The sequence below is a fragment of the Streptomyces sp. NPDC111606 genome (assembly GCF_055656945.1).
The window spans coordinates 13,856-30,182 of record NZ_JBVKBY010000010.1; the positions used below are offsets into that span (position 1 = coordinate 13,856).

General features: G+C 72.1%; 16 protein-coding genes and 1 pseudogene. 10 read left to right on the forward strand and 7 right to left on the reverse strand.

All coding sequences use genetic code 11. The annotated features are described in order from the left end of the window. Positions 1-117: 117 nt before the first annotated feature. From ACZ7M7_RS31145 to ACZ7M7_RS31160, 4 genes are all read right to left on the reverse strand, one after another. On the reverse strand, positions 118-894 hold the full coding sequence (locus ACZ7M7_RS31145) for an NPP1 family protein (RefSeq protein WP_472122525.1): 777 nt from the start codon (positions 892-894) through the stop codon (positions 118-120). A gap of 169 nt (positions 895-1,063) precedes the next feature. Further along, positions 1,064-2,041 carry a non-homologous end-joining DNA ligase gene (gene ligD / locus ACZ7M7_RS31150; protein ID WP_383606138.1) on the reverse strand — a complete coding sequence of 326 codons (978 nt, stop codon included), beginning with the start codon at positions 2,039-2,041 and terminating at the stop codon, positions 1,064-1,066. Between the two features lie 91 nt (positions 2,042-2,132). Further along, a complete protein-coding gene (locus ACZ7M7_RS31155) occupies positions 2,133-2,819 on the reverse strand; it encodes a response regulator transcription factor (protein ID WP_427842930.1) in 687 nt (228 codons plus the stop codon). Between the two features lie 175 nt (positions 2,820-2,994). Next, the gene (locus tag ACZ7M7_RS31160) at positions 2,995-4,149 is read right to left on the reverse strand and encodes a sensor histidine kinase (RefSeq protein ID WP_472122528.1); all 1,155 of its coding nucleotides are present in this window, start codon (positions 4,147-4,149) and stop codon (positions 2,995-2,997) included. Between the two features lie 203 nt (positions 4,150-4,352). Between ACZ7M7_RS31160 and ACZ7M7_RS31165 the strand changes: the two genes are divergently transcribed. The 6 genes from ACZ7M7_RS31165 (at position 4,353) to ACZ7M7_RS31190 (ending at position 9,345) form a co-directional block, all read left to right on the forward strand. After that, positions 4,353-5,003 carry a TetR/AcrR family transcriptional regulator gene (locus ACZ7M7_RS31165; protein WP_472122531.1) on the forward strand — a complete coding sequence of 217 codons (651 nt, stop codon included), beginning with the start codon at positions 4,353-4,355 and terminating at the stop codon, positions 5,001-5,003. Positions 5,004-5,314: 311 nt separating this feature from the next. Beyond that, positions 5,315-5,977 (forward strand): response regulator transcription factor, encoded by a 663-nt coding sequence (locus ACZ7M7_RS31170; protein ID WP_472122535.1) that lies wholly within the window; start codon positions 5,315-5,317, stop codon positions 5,975-5,977. A gap of 154 nt (positions 5,978-6,131) precedes the next feature. Further along, positions 6,132-7,364 (forward strand): cytochrome P450, encoded by a 1,233-nt coding sequence (locus ACZ7M7_RS31175; protein WP_472122539.1) that lies wholly within the window; start codon positions 6,132-6,134, stop codon positions 7,362-7,364. A 56-nt stretch (positions 7,365-7,420) separates the two neighbouring features. Beyond that, a complete protein-coding gene (locus ACZ7M7_RS31180; RefSeq protein WP_451176944.1) occupies positions 7,421-7,615 on the forward strand; it encodes a ferredoxin in 195 nt (64 codons plus the stop codon). Beyond that, positions 7,612-8,790 (forward strand): NAD(P)/FAD-dependent oxidoreductase, encoded by a 1,179-nt coding sequence (locus ACZ7M7_RS31185; protein ID WP_472122542.1) that lies wholly within the window; start codon positions 7,612-7,614, stop codon positions 8,788-8,790. Before ACZ7M7_RS31180 ends, ACZ7M7_RS31185 begins: the two co-directional genes overlap by 4 nt. 33 nt (positions 8,791-8,823) lie before the next feature. Next, positions 8,824-9,345: a MarR family winged helix-turn-helix transcriptional regulator gene (locus ACZ7M7_RS31190; RefSeq protein WP_472122544.1), complete on the forward strand. Its 522-nt coding sequence runs from the start codon at positions 8,824-8,826 to the stop codon at positions 9,343-9,345. Between the two features lie 19 nt (positions 9,346-9,364). Here ACZ7M7_RS31190 and ACZ7M7_RS31195 read toward each other — a convergent pair whose 3' ends face one another. Then, positions 9,365-10,555, reverse strand: a complete 1,191-nt coding sequence (locus ACZ7M7_RS31195; protein ID WP_451177015.1) for an MFS transporter — start codon at positions 10,553-10,555, stop codon at positions 9,365-9,367. 87 nt (positions 10,556-10,642) lie between these two features. Between ACZ7M7_RS31195 and ACZ7M7_RS31200 the strand changes: the two genes are divergently transcribed. From ACZ7M7_RS31200 to ACZ7M7_RS31215, 4 genes are all read left to right on the forward strand, one after another. Then, a complete protein-coding gene (locus tag ACZ7M7_RS31200; RefSeq protein ID WP_472122547.1) occupies positions 10,643-11,419 on the forward strand; it encodes an AraC family transcriptional regulator in 777 nt (258 codons plus the stop codon). A 56-nt stretch (positions 11,420-11,475) separates the two neighbouring features. Beyond that, a complete protein-coding gene (locus ACZ7M7_RS31205) occupies positions 11,476-11,856 on the forward strand; it encodes a DoxX family protein (protein ID WP_383625567.1) in 381 nt (126 codons plus the stop codon). Beyond that, positions 11,853-12,311 (forward strand): peroxiredoxin, encoded by a 459-nt coding sequence (locus ACZ7M7_RS31210; protein ID WP_472122550.1) that lies wholly within the window; start codon positions 11,853-11,855, stop codon positions 12,309-12,311. The genes ACZ7M7_RS31205 and ACZ7M7_RS31210 overlap by 4 nt, the downstream gene beginning before the upstream one ends. Positions 12,312-12,419: 108 nt before the next feature. Continuing rightward, positions 12,420-14,756 (forward strand): SpoIIE family protein phosphatase, encoded by a 2,337-nt coding sequence (locus tag ACZ7M7_RS31215; RefSeq protein WP_472122553.1) that lies wholly within the window; start codon positions 12,420-12,422, stop codon positions 14,754-14,756. Positions 14,757-14,794: 38 nt separating this feature from the next. Here the strand turns inward: ACZ7M7_RS31215 and ACZ7M7_RS31220 are convergent. Next, positions 14,795-15,385, reverse strand: a pseudogene (locus ACZ7M7_RS31220) (DNA polymerase ligase N-terminal domain-containing protein); the annotation flags it as partial. Between the two features lie 103 nt (positions 15,386-15,488). Beyond that, on the reverse strand, positions 15,489-16,319 hold the full coding sequence (locus tag ACZ7M7_RS31225) for an aldo/keto reductase (protein ID WP_472122556.1): 831 nt from the start codon (positions 16,317-16,319) through the stop codon (positions 15,489-15,491). Between the last annotated feature and the right edge of the window lie 8 nt (positions 16,320-16,327).

Below are 16,327 nucleotides of genomic sequence, written 5' to 3' on the forward strand. Positions count from 1 at the left end.
GGGACGCTATGTCGCACACGGGTGCGCGGGGATCGGGCGCGGGACGGAAGCCGAGCGTGCCGGCGGCCTAGGTCCCGCGCCCGATGTGACTAGGGCTCAGGTGTTCGGTCGCAACGATCAGGCGTTGGGGTCGAACGCGATCCCGGACGGCTTCGCCGAGGCCAGGTGACTGGCGAAACTGCCGTCCTTCAGACCGAAGTTGGCGCTGCCGAAGTTGTACGCCACCAGCTTGTCGCGCACGCCCGCCGGGTAGCCGTTCCAGCCGACCAGCGGCGGGTACTGCCAGGTTCCCTTGTGGTTCTCCGGCGGCTCGTCGCCCGAGTTTGCGAGCCGGAAGCAGTGCGTGCTGATGCCGTCCTTGTGGTACACGATCTTCGCGTGCGTGCCGTCGAAGCGCACCGACGACGCGGGGCTGATCGTGAACGAGCCGTGGTTGGACGTCGAGACGTACTGCACCGCGTTGTTCTGCACCCACACCACGACGTGCTCCCAGTCGTGCCGGTGCCCGCCGATGCTGCTGCCAGGCACCGCCTGGTCCTTCTCGAAGTACAGGCCGTACATGTAGGCACACCAGCCGTTGTTGCACTTGTAGCGGGAGTAGCCGTTGGTGTTGTCGAGGTCCGAGGCGTCCCGGCAGTTGCCGTTGAGCGCACCGGTGGGGTTGAGGCCGCCGTTGACGCTGCCGTCGGCACCGATGGCCGGGGTGGAGTAGCAGCCGTCGGTGTCGTAGTCGAACGCCGGCTGGTACGTCCTTTCGGCCGCTTCGGCGTTGGCGGGCAGTGCCCCCGGCGGGGCGGCGAAGGCGACGCTGGGGAAGGCGACGACCAGCGCGGCGGCACCGGCCAGACCGGTGAGCCATCTCTTGCCATGTGTGCGGAACGTCTGTGACGACACTGCGTCTCCTCGGGGTCCGGGCGCAGCCCAACGGCTGTGGGGGGAAAGGCAGTTCAGGATCCCGGGTTTTCACTTACGCGCCAAGAGCCACGGGCGTACCGGTGGGTGAAGGGCAGCGCAATAGTTGCCGCCCGACCTGTGTGCCGGACGTCAGTGTCGGGCGTGCGTGTCAGATGTCTTCGGGGAAGTCGGCCGACGCGTCCTGCGGGGTGAGGTCAGGTCGCAGTCGCAGCCAGGACGGCTGGCGCAGCATCCCGGACCGGGTGCGGACGCTGTAGCGGACCTCGCCGACCAGCCGGGGCAGCACCCAGTGCGCGCCCGGCACGCGCGGGGCGGGGTCGAAGGGGCAGGTGTCCGTCTCGGACGCCCGCAACAGTTCGGCCAGGTGCGCCCGTTCGGCCTCGCTCCAGCCGGTGCCCACCCCGCCCACGTAGCGCAGCCGCCGGGCCGCGTACTGGCCGACCAGCAGCGAGCCCGGCAGACCGGTGAGCCGTCCTTTGCCGGGCAGCCAACCGCCGACGATCACGTCCTCGCTGCGCATGTTGCGGATCTTGATCCAGGCGCGGGAGCGCACCCCGGGCTCGTACACCGAGTCCAGCCGCTTGCACACCAGCCCTTCCAGCCCGTGCTCACGCGTGGCCGTAAGCGCCTGGGCGCCGTGTCCCACCAGCGCGCTCGGCGTCGACCAGAACGGCCCGCCCAGGCCGAGCCCCTCCAGCCGGCCGCGCCGCCGGGAATAGGGGACCTTGAGCAGGGAGCCGCCCGCCAGGTGCAGGACGTCGAAGAGCACCAGGTGGACCGGGGTCTGCGCGGCCATACGGGCGGCCCGCGCGGGGGCGTGCGCGAGGCCCATGCGGGACTGCAGCAACTGGAAGTCGGCGCGGCCCTCTTCGTCCAGCGCCAGGATCTCCCCGTCGAGTACGGCGGGTGTCGTGCCGAGCGCGTCGCCCAGCGGCCGAAGTTCGGGATAGGCGGCCGTGATGTCCTCGCCGGAACGGGCGCGCACCAGCAGGCTGCCGTCCCCTTCCAGATAGATCACTGCCCGCTGGCCGTCCTGCTTGGTCTCGTAAGCCCAGCGCGCATCCTGCGCCGTGGGCGGCAGGGTGCCGGGCGTGGCGAGCATCGGAGGGATCAGCGGCAGGCTCACGGGTCAGTTGTCGACGGCCCGGCCCGCCGCCACGCACCCCGGCGGCCGTTTTCGCCTGAACGGCGGCTTCACCTGTACGGCGGCCGGGACCTCAGTGGTCGCCGCCCGGCGGTACGGCCCGTACCAGGCCCGACTGATAGGCCATCACGACGAGTTGGGCACGGTCGCGGGCGCCCAGCTTCGTCATGGCGCGGTGGACGTGGGTGCGCACGGTCAGAGGGCTGACGAAGAGCTTCTCGGCGATCTCCTCGTTCGAATGGCCCTCGGCCGCCCACGCCATGACTTCCCGCTCGCGGGCGGTGAGAGCGGCGAGGTGCTCGGGCGCGGCCGACTGCGAACTCTCGGCGGGGGAGGCCAGGAAGCGCGTGATCAGCGTGCGGGTCGCCGTGGGGGAGAGCAGGGACTCGCCGGCGGCCACCGTCCGGATCCCGTCGAGCAGCACGTCCGCGGTGACGTCCTTGCCGAGGAAGCCGCTCGCCCCGGCGCGCAGCGCCTGCGCCACGTACTCGTCGATCTCGAAGGTCGTCAGGATCAGTACCCGCACCGCCGCGAGGTCCGGGTCGGCGCAGATCGCGGACGTCGCGGCCAGTCCGTCGGTGCCCGGCATGCGGATGTCCATCACGACCAGGTCGGGGCGGTGCGTTCGGGCGAGGGCGACGGCCTCGGCGCCGTCGGTGGCCTCCCCGACGACCTCCATGTCCGCGCAGGAGTCGATCAGGATCCGGAACGTGGCCCGCAGCAGGGCCTGGTCGTCGGCGAGCAGGACGCGGATGGTCATGGGCGGGGATTCTTCCGGTTCCGGATCGTTGGACAGGACTCAGCCTTCCCGGATCGGCCCGCCGTGTCGTCGTGCGGCTGCCTACATTCGCGCCTACTCGGAACGCAGTACGTGCCGTGGGTCAGGTCATCCCCGAGCAGGACGACCCGGGCCGAGCCCCCGCCCCGTCGCGGGCTCACCACACGCACGGCAGCTCCACCTCGATCACCGTCGGCCCACCGGCGGGGCTCGACATCCGCACCGTCCCGTCGAGGGCCGCCACCCGGCGCCGCATCCCGAGCAGTCCCGAACCGCTCGACTCGGCGGCCCCGCCGTGCCCCTGGTCGGCCACCTCGACCCGGAGCCCACGCCGGACGCGGGTGATCCGGACCGAGGCCGTGGGCGAGCCGCTGTGCTTGGCGGCGTTGGTGAGGGCCTCGGCCACCACGAAGTAGGCGGCCGCCTCCACCGCCGCCGGGGCCCTCGGGCCGTCGTCCGCCAGCCCCGCCACGTCCACGGTCACCCGCAGCCCGGCGCCGGCGGCCAGCGCGCGCACCGCTCCGACGAGGCCGCGGTCGGTCAGGATCGGCGGATGGATGCCGCGGACCACGTGCCGCAGCTCGGTCAGCGCCTGCTCGGCCTGCTCCTGGGCGTCGTCCAGGAGCTTGCGTGCGGTGTCCGGATCATGGTCGTAGGCGCGCTTGGCGAGGCCGATCCGCATGGAGAGGGCCACCAGCCGGGCCTGCGTACCGTCGTGCAGGTCCCGCTCGATGCGGCGCAGCTCGGCGCCGTGCGCGGTGATCGCGTCGGCCCGGGTCGCGGTCAGCTGCTCGACCCGGGCGGCCAGCAGCGCCTTGGGCGAGGGCCGGAGCAACGACGTGGACCAGTTGGCCTCCCGGTCCGCCAGACGCGTGATCCACGGCAGGACCACTGCCCGCCGGTGCAGCAGTCCGCAGCCCACGCCGTCCACGACCAGTCCGACGGGCCACAGCGGCAGGGCGAGCAGGAGCAGTGCGCCGTAGACGTAGTAAGCGGCCATCCAGCGCAGGTCGGTCAGCGTGCCGGGATCGCGTACGGCCGTCCGCAGCCGTTGGGTCAGCGGGCCGTCGACGACCTGGTACGCCTCGGGGATCTCCCGCCCCGTCCAGGCGGTCGTCAGGCGCCGCTTCGCCCCGGCGATCCGCCGCACGAGCAGCACGGTCTCGGGCAGCAGCCAGACACCGATCACCGCGACCGTCCCGATGGCGGTGATCAGCAGCACGGTGATGAACAGGTACGTCCCGAACGCCATCGCGGCGGCCACCGTCAGATGGACCGTCGCCCGTCCGGCCTGCCGCAACGTCGCCCGCATGCCTTCGGCGCCAGGTGACCCGATCCCTGCGCGCCGGGGTGCGGACACCCGAGGCGCAGATGTGGCCCGCTCCACCATGTCCATCGCCCGTGCCCGCCGTATTCTTTCAATCAAGTGACTTAGATTGTAGGTCTGTGAAACCGCGGGCGGCTCGAGGGACTGGCCGTCGTGGTGCTCCGTGAAGTCCCGGTGCGGTGGTGAACATGGCAGGCAGGACGCTGCGGGAGGAACAGGTCAACGCGACCCGGGAGCTGCTCCTGACCTCGGCCGAGCGGCTCTTCGCCGAACACGGGGTGTACGCGGTGTCCAACCGTCAGGTCAGCGAGGCCGCGGGGCAGGGCAACAACACCGCGGTCGGCTACCACTTCGGGACCAAGGCCGACCTGGTCCGCGCCATCGTCCGCAAGCACGCCACCCGCATCGAGGAGATCCGCGCCCGGCTGCTCGCCGACCTCGCGGATCCCGACGACCTGCGCGGCTGGGTGGACTGCCTGGTCCGCCCGGCGCTCGAACACCTCGCCGCGCTCGGCAGCCCCACGTGGTACGCGCGGTTCTGCGCCCAGGTCGTCTCCGATCCGGCGCTGCACCAGATCATGGTCGAGGAGGCTCTGACCTCCCCGTCCCTCCAGACGATCATCGAGGGCCTCAGGCGGTGCCTGCCCGACCTCCCGGCCGAGGTGAGCGCCGAACGGGGTGAGATGGTCCGCCACCTGATCGTCCACGTGGCCGCCGACCGCGAACGCGCCCTCGCCGAGCACACCCCCACCCCACGCTCCAGCTGGGACGACGCGGCCACGGGCCTCGCCGACGCGGTCGTCGGCATGTGGCTGGCACCCGTCACACCGATCCGCTGACACCACCCGGCACGGAGCACGACAGGGAGCACACCGGTGAAACCGACTCTCGCCCAAAGCCGCCACCGCGACGCCGGGCAAGGCGGGTTATGACCCCGAGCCAGACGACCCCACCCGGTGACGGCCCCTCTCAGGAGCCGCCGGCCCTTGCACGCGGCGCGGGTAATGCTCCACCCGCCTCAGCCCCCGCCACCCCCGATGCCACCCCACCCCCACCCCACAGCCCCACCCCGGACCTGCCACCCCCCACCCCCGCACCTCCCGGCACCCGACTCGCCCTGGCCCGTGGTGCCGGGCAGCGTCTCCTGGTCGTGGCAGGCGAAGCCGATCTCGCCGAACTGCTGGCGATCACCCTTGAGTTGGCCGGTTACCGGATCAGCCTCACCGGCACCGGTGTCGACGCGTTGGCGTGGATGGGGAAGCGGCGGTTTGATCTGGTCGTCTTCGACACGGATGTGCCGGACATGGGGCGGTTCAGTCGGGAGCGTCGGCCCCGGCTTCCGTATCGTCCGCCCGTCCTGCTGCTCAGCGGGACCGACCGCCTGCACCGGCTCGTGCCCGAACTCGGACCGGGGGAGCGGGACTACGTCACCAAGCCCTTCCGGGTGGCCGAAGTCCTCGCCAGGATCCAGGTGTTGTTGCGGGGCGCCCGGCCAGGCCCGTCAAGGGGGCATCCGCTGCAGTACGGGGACCTGGTGATGGACGACTCGGCGTGCCGGGCGCGGCGCGGGACGCGGGCGCTCGAACTCACGCCCGCGGAGTACCGGTTGCTGCGCCATCTCCTGGTCAACGCGCACCGGGTGCTGTCCAAGGAACAGATCGGCCGCTACGTCTGGGGAGACCACCGCGGCGACAACGCGATCGAGCAGCTCGTCTCCCGACTGCGCCGCAAGGTGGACCGGAACGCCTCGCCGCTGATCCACACGCGCCGGGGCTTCGGCTACTGGCTGGGCCGGGCCGAGAACCGTCCCTGAGCCCGGCGTTCCTGTGATCCGGGCCACGTCAGCCTCCTGTCAGGAAACTGACCGGGTCGCGTCAGACCCCTCTGTTTGCATGTGCTCATCGAGGCCTCGCCCCCTTCGCCCGGCGCTCCACCCCACCCGGAGCCCCCCCCATCCGAGGAGAACCATGGCCGACATCCTGACCGACCCCGCGCCCGAAGCGCCGGACGCCGTCCCCGAGTTCCCGATGCCCAGGGAGTCCCGCTGCCCCTTCGACCCGCCGCCCGCGCTCAAGAACCTCCAGGAGCAGGGTCCGCTGACCAAGGTGCGGCTGTGGGACGGCAGTGAGCCCTGGCTCGTGACCCGGTACGCCGAGCAGCGGGCCCTGCTGGGCGACGCGCGCGTCAGCGCCGACACCGACAGCCCCGGCTATCCCACCAAGGCCGGCCCCGATGCCGGTGAGGGCAAGCTCAGCTTCATCATGATGGACGACCCCGAACACGCCCGGCTGCGCCGGATGGTGACGGCGCCGTTCGCGGTCAAGAAGGTCGAGGCGCTGCGGCCCGCCGTACAGCGCATCGTGGACGGTCTGATCGACGACATGCTGGCCGGTCCGTCCCCTGTGGACCTGGTGGACGTGTTCGCGCTGCCGATCCCTTCGCTGGTCATCTGCGAGCTGCTGGGCGTGCCCTACGAGGAGCACGACTTCTTCCAGGAGCACACCAAGACCATGGTCCGTACGACCGCCACGCCCGAGGAACGGGGTAAGGCGAGCCGTGATGTCGCGGGCTACCTCGCCGGACTCCTGGGCAAGCGGCTCGCCGAGCCGAAGGACGACCTGCTGTCGAGCATCGCCGCACGGATCACCGCCGGTGAACTCACCCACCAGCAGGCGACCGAGATGGCCCTGCTCCTGCTGATCGCGGGCCACGAGACCACCGCGAACATGATCGCGCTCGGCACCCTGGCGCTGCTCCAGAACCCCGACCAGCTCGCCCTGCTGCGTGCGACCGACGACCCCAAGTTCGTCGCCGGGGCCGTCGAGGAACTCCTGCGCTACCTGCACATCACCCACCTGGGCCGGCGCCGTGCCGTGACCGAGGACATCGAGATCGGCGGTCAGGTGATCAAGGCCGGTGAGGGCGTCATCATGGTCAACGAGATCGGCAACCGCGACCCCGAGGTCTTCGCCGACCCCGACCGCCTAAACCTCACCCGCGACGCCCGCCGCCATGTCGCCTTCGGCTTCGGCGTCCACCAGTGCCTGGGCCAGCCGCTGGCCCGGATGGAACTCCAGGTCGTCTACGGCACCCTCTACAAGCGCATCCCGACCCTGAAGTCGGCCGCCCCGCTGGCGGACGTCCGCTTCAAGAGCGACGCGTTCATCTACGGCGTCCACGCACTGCCGGTCGCCTGGTGACGGCTCCTCCTCACCCGCACACGAACAACACCCTCTACGAAGAAGGGAATCCGGTCATGAAGGTGGAGCTGGAAGCAGACAAGTGCGTCGCGTCGGGACAGTGCGTGCTCGCCGCGATGGACGTGTTCGACCAGGACGACGACGGCATCGCGATCCTGCTCGACGAGCAGCCCGCCGCCGGCCACCTCGACGGCGTTCGTGAGGCCGTCGCGGTCTGCCCGGCCGCCGCGATCCGGCTGGTGGACCAGTGAGGCGCATCGTCGTCGTGGGTGCCTCGGCCGCCGGACTCGCGGCGGCCGAGACGCTCCGCCGCGAGGGCCACGACGGCACGCTCACCCTCGTGGGCGACGAACCGACGGCCCCGTACGACCGACCCCCGCTGTCCAAGCAGGTGCTGGCCGGCGAGTGGGAGCCCGAGCGGCTGGCACTGCGCACTCCTGACGACCTGGCCGGTCTCGACCTCGACCTGCGCCTCGGCGTGGCCGCCACGGGCCTCCACCTCGCCGACGGCACAGTGCAGTTGGCCGACGGCTCGACGGTGCCGTACGACGGGCTGATCCTGGCCACCGGAGTACGCCCGCGTCGGCTGCCCGGGCAGGGCGGGCATGTGCTGCGCACCCTGGACGAAGCCGTGCGGCTGCGGGACCGGCTGACGCCGGGCAGGCGGCTGGCCGTGGTCGGTGCCGGGTTCCTCGGGGCCGAGGCCGCCGCCGTCGCCCGGCGGCTGGGCTGCGACGTCACGCTCCTCGAACCCGCCCCGGTCCCGCTGGCGCACGCCGTCGGCACGGAGGTCGGCGAGATGCTGGCGCGGGCCCATCTCGAACGGGGCGTGGACCTGCGCTGCGGCGTCACCGTCACCGAGGTCACCGAGAGCGGCGTACGGCTCTTTGACGGTGAACCGGTCGACGCCGACGAGGTGTTGATCGCGGTCGGCTCGCTGCCCAACACCGACTGGCTGGACGGCAGCGGGCTCACCGTCGGCGACGGCGTGGTGTGCGACGAGTACTGCGAGGCCGCCCGCAATGTCTACGCCGCCGGCGACGTCGCCCGCTGGCACAACCCGCTGTTCGGGCGGTCGATGCGGATCGAGCACCGCACCAACGCCGCCGAGCAGGGGATGGCGGCCGCCCGCAATCTGCTCAACCCTGACGGACGCAAGCCGTTCGCTCCGGTGCCGTACTTCTGGTCCGACCAGTACGACATGAGGATCCAGGCATACGGCTGTCTGCGCGGCCACGACGAAGTCGCGATCGTTGAGGGCGACCTGACGGAACGCCGGTTCGTCGCCGCCTACCGCACCGGCGACCGCGTCACCGGCGCGCTCGCGGTGGGCATGCCGCCCCGTGCGCTCAGGCAGTGGCGACAGGCGATCGCGTCCGGCACGAACTGGCTGGAGGCGGTGGGTGCCAGGGGAGCCGTAAATTAATTGAGTTACGCAATGAGATGGTAAAGTGGCTCCATGTCCACACCACCGCTCTCCGAACTCCCCGACACGCCCGCGTCCCCGGAAGTGATCGAGATCGAGCGCGCGCTCACCCGCATCACCTATCTGAGCACGCGGGCCCGGCAGCACGACCGGCTCATGGCCCTGGCCCACGTGCCGCTGGACCGGGCCGCCGTGGCGCTGCTGCGCCAGGTCGCCGACTCGGAGTCGCTGCGTCCCGGGGAGCTGGCCAACCGGCTCGGTGTGGAGGCCTCGCACGTGACGCGCACGGTGCAGCAGCTGCAGAAGAGCGGCTATGTCACCCGGGTTCCGGACCCGCAGGACCGCCGGGCGCAGCGCATCGAGCTCACCGAGCCCGGCCGGCAGGCCATCGCCCGGGTCCGCGAGGCGGGCGCCCGCGGTATGCAGCTCGCCCTGTCCGACTGGACCCCCGAGGAGCTGCGGCAACTGGCCACCCTCTTCCACCGCATGGTCGACGACTTCCTCGCCCACGCCGTCGACGAGGACCCCGAACAGCAACCGGCCGGGACCGTCTGACCGGCTCGTCACCGTCCTCTTACGCCGACGCGGTGCGAGGGCGGCCGCCGGCGGCATCACCAGAGGCATCGGACGCCGGGGCGGCGTCCGGCCGTGACTGTCCGGGCGAGGCGGGCTCCCGCAGCCCGCGCAGCAGCAGCCCTCCCAGCACGGGCAGGGCGATCAGCGGGAGGAGCGCCGTCCGCAGCGAGGTGGCATCGGCCAGCGCGCCGATCACCGGGGCGGCGAGACCGCCCACGCTCACGGCCAGCCCCAGCGTGACACCGCTCGCGGTGCCCACCCTGCGGGGCAGATAGTCCTGGCCGAGCGTGACGTGCAGCGAGAACGGGACATACAGGCCGGCCGACGTCAGGGCGACGAACAGATACACCGCCGGCCCGGGAACGAGAACCACCCCGGCCACCGCGAGCGCGGACAGCGCATACGCGTGCCGCACGACCGTGAGCCGCCCGTACCGCTCGGCCAGCCGGCCGCCGGCCACGGTGCCCACCGCGCCGCCCGCGTAGAGCACGCACAGAGCGGCCGTGCCGGCCACGTCCCCGCCGCCGGTGCGCTGACGGACGTACAGCGAGACGAACGCGCTCAGGCCGACGAACACGATCGACCGGCACACGATGGCGCCGGACAGCCGCAGGAACGACGGCCAGTCGTCGGTGCCGGCCCCTTCGGCCCTGGTCCCGGTCGCGCCCCGGCCCGCCGCCGTACGCACCGCCGCGGCACACAGCGCCGCCCCCGCGAGGGCCGGTACGACCAGCAGGGGCGAAGCGCGCAGTCCGCCGGTGGCGATCACCGCCGCCACCAGCAGCGGCGCGAGAGCGAAGCCGACGTTGCCGCCGAGGGAGAACCAGCCCATCGCCGTATGACTGCCTCGCGAGGCGGCGCGGGCCGCGCGGGCCGCCTCCGGGTGGTACGCGGCGACCCCGATACCCGACACGGCCACCACCGCCAACGTGAGCGCGTAGGAACCCATGACGCCGCTCAGCGCGACCCCAGTGCCGCCCAGCAGCGCGCTGAGCGGCAGCAGCCAGGGCATCGCCCACCGGTCGGTGAGCGCCCCGAACAGCGGCTGCACCACCGACGACAACAGGGATGCGGCGAGCACGACACCCGAGGCGGCGGCGTAACTGTAGGCGCGCTCGGCGACGAAGAAGGGGACGAGGGCCGCGACGGCACCCTGGTACACGTCGACACAGGCATGGCCCAGGGACATCAGGGTGATCGCTCGATTGCGTTTCTCGGTCACCCCGCGATCGTCGCCGCCCCCGGAGGTGGCCCGCTTCCGATAATCTGCCGAAGTATGCCGGACATCCGCCACACTCCGACCGCGCCGACCCGCGCCAAGGTCCTGGCCGCCGGGGAACGCATCGACGCGCACCGGCACGACGACCACCAGATCGTCTACGCGGGCTCCGGCGTCCTCGCCGTCACCACCGACGCCGGCACCTGGTTCGCACCCGGCAACCGCGCCATCTGGGTCCCCGCCGGCACCGTGCACGCCCATCGCGCCCACGGTCACCTCGACCTGTACCTGGTCGGCCTGCCCGCCGACGACAACCCTCTCGGCCTGGACGCCCCCACCGTGCTCGCCGTCAGCCCGCTCCTGCGCGAGCTGATCCTCGTCCACACCCGCGACCCGGCGGACGACAGCCCCGAGAGCCGCCGCCTGCTCGCCGTCCTGCGCGACCAGCTGCGCGCCTCGCCCCAGCAGCCCCTGCGCCTGCCCACACCCGCGGATCCACGCCTGGCCGCGGTCTGCGCCCTCGTCCACGCCGACCCGGCCGACTCGCGCACCCTCGCCGCGCTCGGCGCAGCGACCGGGGCCGGCGAACGCACCCTCAGCCGGCTCTTCAGGGCCGAGTTCGGCATGACCTTCCCGCAGTGGCGCACCCAGTCGCGCCTCTACCACGCGCTGCGGCTGCTCGCCGAGGACACCCCCGTCACCGCCGTCGCCCACCGCTGCGGCTGGTCCTCCGCCAGCGCCTTCATCGACGTCTTCCGCCGCTCCTTCGGACACACGCCGGGAACGCACAACCGCCGCGCGGAACAGGGCGGACAACCGCCCAGGGGCGGGTGACGGGCCGTGACCTACCCTCCGGTAGCATCCGGCGGCAGGCCATCCAAGGAGGATCCGTGCCCCGGTCCGAACGCTCACCCCTGCTGCTCGCCGGCCTGCTGGCCACCGCGGGGGTCGCCCACTTCGCCGTCCCACGCCAGTTCGACGCGGTCGTGCCGCGCGCCCTGCCGGGAAGGCCCCGGACCTGGACGTACGCCAGTGGCGTCGCCGAGCTCGCGCTCGCGGCCGGGGTGGCACTGCCGCGCACCCGCAAGGTCGCCGCGCTGGCAGCCGCCGGTTTCTTCGTCGGCGTGTTCCCCGCGAACGTGAAGATGGCCGTCGACTGGCGGCACCGCCCCACCCCGCAGAAGGCCGTGGCCATCGGCCGGCTGCCCTTGCAGATCCCCCTCGTGCTGTGGGCGCGAGGCGTCGCGAAGAACACGGAGGGACGGGCATGAGCGCACAGCTGAAGGTCGGCGACAAGGTCGAGGACTTCACGCTGCCGGACGAGACCGGCACCACCCGCAGCCTCACCGAACTGCTCACCGAGGGGCCGGTGGTGCTGTTCTTCTACCCCGCCGCCCTCACCCCCGGCTGCACCGCGGAGGCCTGCCACTTCCGTGATCTCGCCGCCGAGTTCGCCGCCGCCGGCGCACGTCCCGTGGGCATCAGCGGCGACGAGGTCGAACGCCAGCAGGAGTTCGCCGACCGGCACACGCTCGGCATGACCCTGCTGTCCGACGCCGACGGAAAGATCCGGGACCGGTTCGGCGTGACGCGCGGCTTTTCACTGGCCCCCACCAAACGGGTCACCTTCGTCATCGACAAGGACCGCACCGTCCTGGAGGTCGTCCGCAGCGAACTCAGGATGAACACCCACGCCGACCGGGCCCTCGCCGCGCTGCGCAAGTGACCCGACGGCCGCCCGGGGCGCGGCGGCAGCGGACGCCATGGCGTGACGGGCGGTGACGGCCGGGCTTCGCGGTTGATGCGGTGCTGCCGAGGACTCATGCTGGACCCCATGGAGCGCGTCTCCGCTGCGGTGATCCTCGATGCCCAGGGTGTGGTCAAGGGGTGGAGCGAAGGTGCCCTGCGGCTGACCGGCCGCACGGCCGATGAGGTCGTCGGACGGCCCGCCCGGGAACTGCTCGCCGAGGAACCGTCGCCCGAGGCCGTGGCAGCGCTGGCCGGCACCGTGGTGCTGCGCCACCGGGACGGCTCGCACGTACGTCTGTCGCTGTGGGCCCACGGCGTGCAGGGCGAGGACGGCGCATCCGACGGGTACATGGTCGTCGGTGAACCCTCGGCGCAGCCGGAGCCGACCCTCGCCGAGCGGGCCTTCCAGCAGGCCTCGATGTCGATGTCGGTCTTCGACACCCGGCAGCGCTACCTGCGCCTCAACGACGTCGCCTGCCAGGTGATGGGCGTGCCCGAAGAGGTCCTGATCGGCCGGCCCTTCCCGGAGACCGTGGAGGACGCGGAGCACAGCCGCGGCTTCCACCGGCATCTGCGGCAGGTCGCCGAGACGGGCAGGCCCGTCCGCTACGAGAGCTTCACGGGCGCCCCGGCCCTGAACCGGGAGCACGCCTGGAGCATCCAGATGTGGCCGGTACGGGACACCTCCGGCGATGTCGTGGGCACGGCCCTGGCGGCGTTCGACAGCTCCGACCAGTACTGGGCGCGGGAGCGGCTGGCCCTGCTGAACGAGGCGGCGGCCGCCATCGGCACGACCCTGGACGTGGTGCGCACCGCGGAGGAACTGATCGGGATCATGGTGCCCCGGTTCGCCGACTTCGCCAGCGTCGACCTGTTCGACTGGGTCCTGGGATCGGAGGAGCCTCCGGCCCTGGCCGGCACCGACATCACCTTGCGCCACGTCGCCCACGGCTCCGGCACCGAGGGCACCCCGGAAGCGGCCGTGCACCTGGGCGAGGTGGACCACTACCCGCCCTTCTCGCCACCGGCGCGGGCCATCCTCGACGGCAACGTGATCCAGAGTCAGGCGGGCGAGCCGGCGTTCATGCGGTGGATCGCGGAGCGCAACGCCCGCGCACCGTCCGGCCGGCGCCACCGCGTGGGCGCACACTCGATGATGGCCGTGCCGCTGCGGGCCCGCGGCACCACACTCGGTGTCGCGGTCGCCGTGCGCATCAGGCAGTCGGACGACTACGGAGCGGACGACGCCGTGTTCGCCGAGGAACTCGCCAGCCGCGCCGCCGTCTGCGTCGACAACGCCCGTCGCTTCGCCCGGGAGCGCACCACGGCACTCGCCCTGCAGCACAACCTGCTGCCACGGGGACTGGCCGGACAGGCTGCCGTCGACGTGGCGCACCGCTATCGGCCGTCCGGATCGCAGGCCGGCATCGGCGGCGACTGGTTCGACGTGATCCCGCTGTCCGGCGGCCGCGTCGCCCTCGTCGTCGGTGACGTCGTCGGGCACGGCATTCCCTCGTCGGCCACCATGGGCCGCCTGTGCACGGCCGTACGCACCCTCGCCGACGTGGACCTGCCGCCCGACGAACTCCTCACCCACCTCGACGACCTGGTCACCCACCTAGCGGGCGACGACACCGACGAGGTCGCCGAACTGGGCGCCACCTGCCTCTACTCCGTCTACGACCCCGTGACCCGCCGCCTCAGCCTCGCCGCCGCGGGCCATCCGCCACCGGCCCTCGTGCTGCCCGACGGCACCACGCAGATCGTCGAGATGAGCGCCGGCCCCCCGCTCGGGGTGGCCGGGCTGCCCTTCGAGGCCGCGGAGTTGGAACTACCCGAGGGCTGCCTGGTCGCGCTGTACACGGACGGTCTCATCGAGGACCGCGACCGCGACATCGACCACGCCACCGCCGAGTTGTGCCGCGCGCTGACCGCGCCCGCCGAAACCCTGGACGCCCTGTGCGACACGGTCCTCAAGGCCGTCCTCCCGGAGGACCCCAGCGACGACGTGGCCCTGCTCCTGGCCCGCACCCGGGCCCTGGGCGCGGACCGCATCGCCACCTGGGACGTACTGCCGGACCCCGAGCTCGTGGCGAGAACCCGGCAGGCCGCCACCGACCAGCTGACCGCTTGGGGCCTCGACGAGGCGGCCTTCGTCACCGAACTCGTCGTCAGTGAACTGGTCACCAACGCCATCCGGTACGGCGCACCGCCGATCCAGCTGCGCCTGATCCGCGACCGCACCCTCATCTGCGAGGTCTCCGACGGCAGTGCCACCTCCCCGCACCTGCGCCGGGCCCACGCCTACGACGAGGGCGGCCGTGGACTGCTCCTCGTCGCCCAGCTCACCCAACGCTGGGGCAGCCGGCAGACCGGCAGCGGCAAGACGATCTGGGCGGAACAGCCACTGCCGCCGGTGTGATCCCCGGTAGGCAAGTCCACGAGATCGGGCGCCACCGCTCACCCCTCGTCGCTCTCGGCGGCGACCTGGCCGAGCGTGCGGCCGGTCCGTACCGAACGGGCCCGGTACGGGTCGGGCGTGCCGTGCCCGCGGGTCCCTCCCTTGCCGGCCTTCACCAGCAGCCACGCCTCCCGGTCACCGTTCTCCCCGCTGCGGAACCGGGTGAGGGCGTACTCGCCGTGCAGCTTCGAGCCGCTCAGCCGGAAGGTGGCATGGCCGCTTGCGAGCGACTCGCCGAAGTCGACCGGCTGCCCCTTGCGGTCATGGCTGAGGGGCTCGTACGTCCCGTTGTCCCAGACGATCACCGTGCCGCCGCCGTACTCGCCCTTCGCGATCACGCCCTCGAAGTCCTCGTACTCCAGCGGATGATCCTCGGTGGGCATGGCGAGCCGCTTGTCGTGGGGATCGTCGGACGGCCCCTTGGGCACCGACCAGGACTTCAGCACGTCGTCCACCTGCAGCCGGAAGTCGAAGTGCAGGGTGCCGGCGTCATGGATCTGCACCACGAAACGCGGCTGAGCACCGGAGGCCGTCGAGCGGCCCTCCGGTTCGCGGGTCCGCCCGAAGTCACGCTTGCCGCGATAGTCCCGCGTCGGTCCGTCTCGCCCACGGTCGCCTCCTTCCCGAGCGCCCCGAGTACCCCCGCGCCGTGTCTCCGACGCCCGCCGGGCACTCGGTCGACATCCCGCCCGCTCAGAACTCCTCGTGCACCTCGGGGTCGCCGCCGAGGCGCCGCCGGGCGCGGTCGGAGAGGGCGGCCATCCGGGTGTCGTCCAGGGTGAAGCCGAAGATGTCGAGGTTCTCGCGCTGCCGCAGCGGGCTCGCCGACTTCGGGATGGGCAGGGCGCCGAGCTGGGTGTGCCAGCGCAGGACGACCTGGCCGGGAGTCACCCCGAGGCCGTCGGCGATGCCCTTCACGGCCTGGTCCTCCAGGAGGCTGGTGCCGCGGCCCAGGGGGCTCCAGCTCTCGGTGACGATGCCCTTGCCGGAGTGGAAGGCGCGCAGCTCGTCCTGCGGGAACATCGGGTGCAGCTCGATCTGGTTGACGGAGGGCAGGACCCCGGTCTCGTTCTCCAGCCGGTCGATGTGCGCGGGCGTGAAGTTGGAGACCCCGATCGACCGGACGAGGCCGTCCTCGCGCAGCTTGATCATGGCCTTCCAGGAGTCGACGTACTTGTCGACGCGGGGGAGCGGCCAGTGGATGAGGTAGAGGTCCACGTAGTCCAGGCCGAGGCGGGCGCGGGACTCCTCGAAGGAGGCGAGGGTCTCCTCGTAGCCGTGGTGCCGGCCGGGCAGCTTGGTTGTCACGACGATCTCCTCGCGGGGTACGTCGCTGCCCGCGACGCCACGGCCGACGCCGGTCTCGTTGCGGTAGTTCGTCGCCGTGTCCACCAGGCGGTACCCCAGTTCCAGGGCGCCGCGAACCGCTTCCTCGGCCCGCGCGTCGTCCATCGGCCAGGTGCCGAGGCCGAGGGCGGGCAGAGTCGTACCGTCGTTGAGCGTGTGGGTCGGGATGCTGATCACTGCCGGAC

Excerpts from the sequence above, each read along its gene's own strand:
- ACZ7M7_RS31155 (WP_427842930.1), bottom strand. The coding sequence starts at position 2,819 with ATGACCATCCGCGTCCTGCTCGCCGACGACCAGGCCCTGCTGCGGGCC.
- ACZ7M7_RS31160 (WP_472122528.1), bottom strand. The coding sequence starts at position 4,149 with ATGCGGGCGACGTTGCGGCAGGCCGGACGGGCGACGGTCCATCTGACG.
- ACZ7M7_RS31165 (WP_472122531.1), top strand. The coding sequence starts at position 4,353 with ATGGCAGGCAGGACGCTGCGGGAGGAACAGGTCAACGCGACCCGGGAG.
- ACZ7M7_RS31175 (WP_472122539.1), top strand. The coding sequence starts at position 6,132 with ATGGCCGACATCCTGACCGACCCCGCGCCCGAAGCGCCGGACGCCGTC.
- ACZ7M7_RS31180 (WP_451176944.1), top strand. The coding sequence starts at position 7,421 with ATGAAGGTGGAGCTGGAAGCAGACAAGTGCGTCGCGTCGGGACAGTGC.
- ACZ7M7_RS31190 (WP_472122544.1), top strand. The coding sequence starts at position 8,824 with ATGTCCACACCACCGCTCTCCGAACTCCCCGACACGCCCGCGTCCCCG.
- ACZ7M7_RS31195 (WP_451177015.1), bottom strand. The coding sequence starts at position 10,555 with ATGTCCCTGGGCCATGCCTGTGTCGACGTGTACCAGGGTGCCGTCGCG.
- ACZ7M7_RS31200 (WP_472122547.1), top strand. The coding sequence starts at position 10,643 with ATGCCGGACATCCGCCACACTCCGACCGCGCCGACCCGCGCCAAGGTC.
- ACZ7M7_RS31210 (WP_472122550.1), top strand. The coding sequence starts at position 11,853 with ATGAGCGCACAGCTGAAGGTCGGCGACAAGGTCGAGGACTTCACGCTG.
- ACZ7M7_RS31215 (WP_472122553.1), top strand. The coding sequence starts at position 12,420 with ATGGAGCGCGTCTCCGCTGCGGTGATCCTCGATGCCCAGGGTGTGGTC.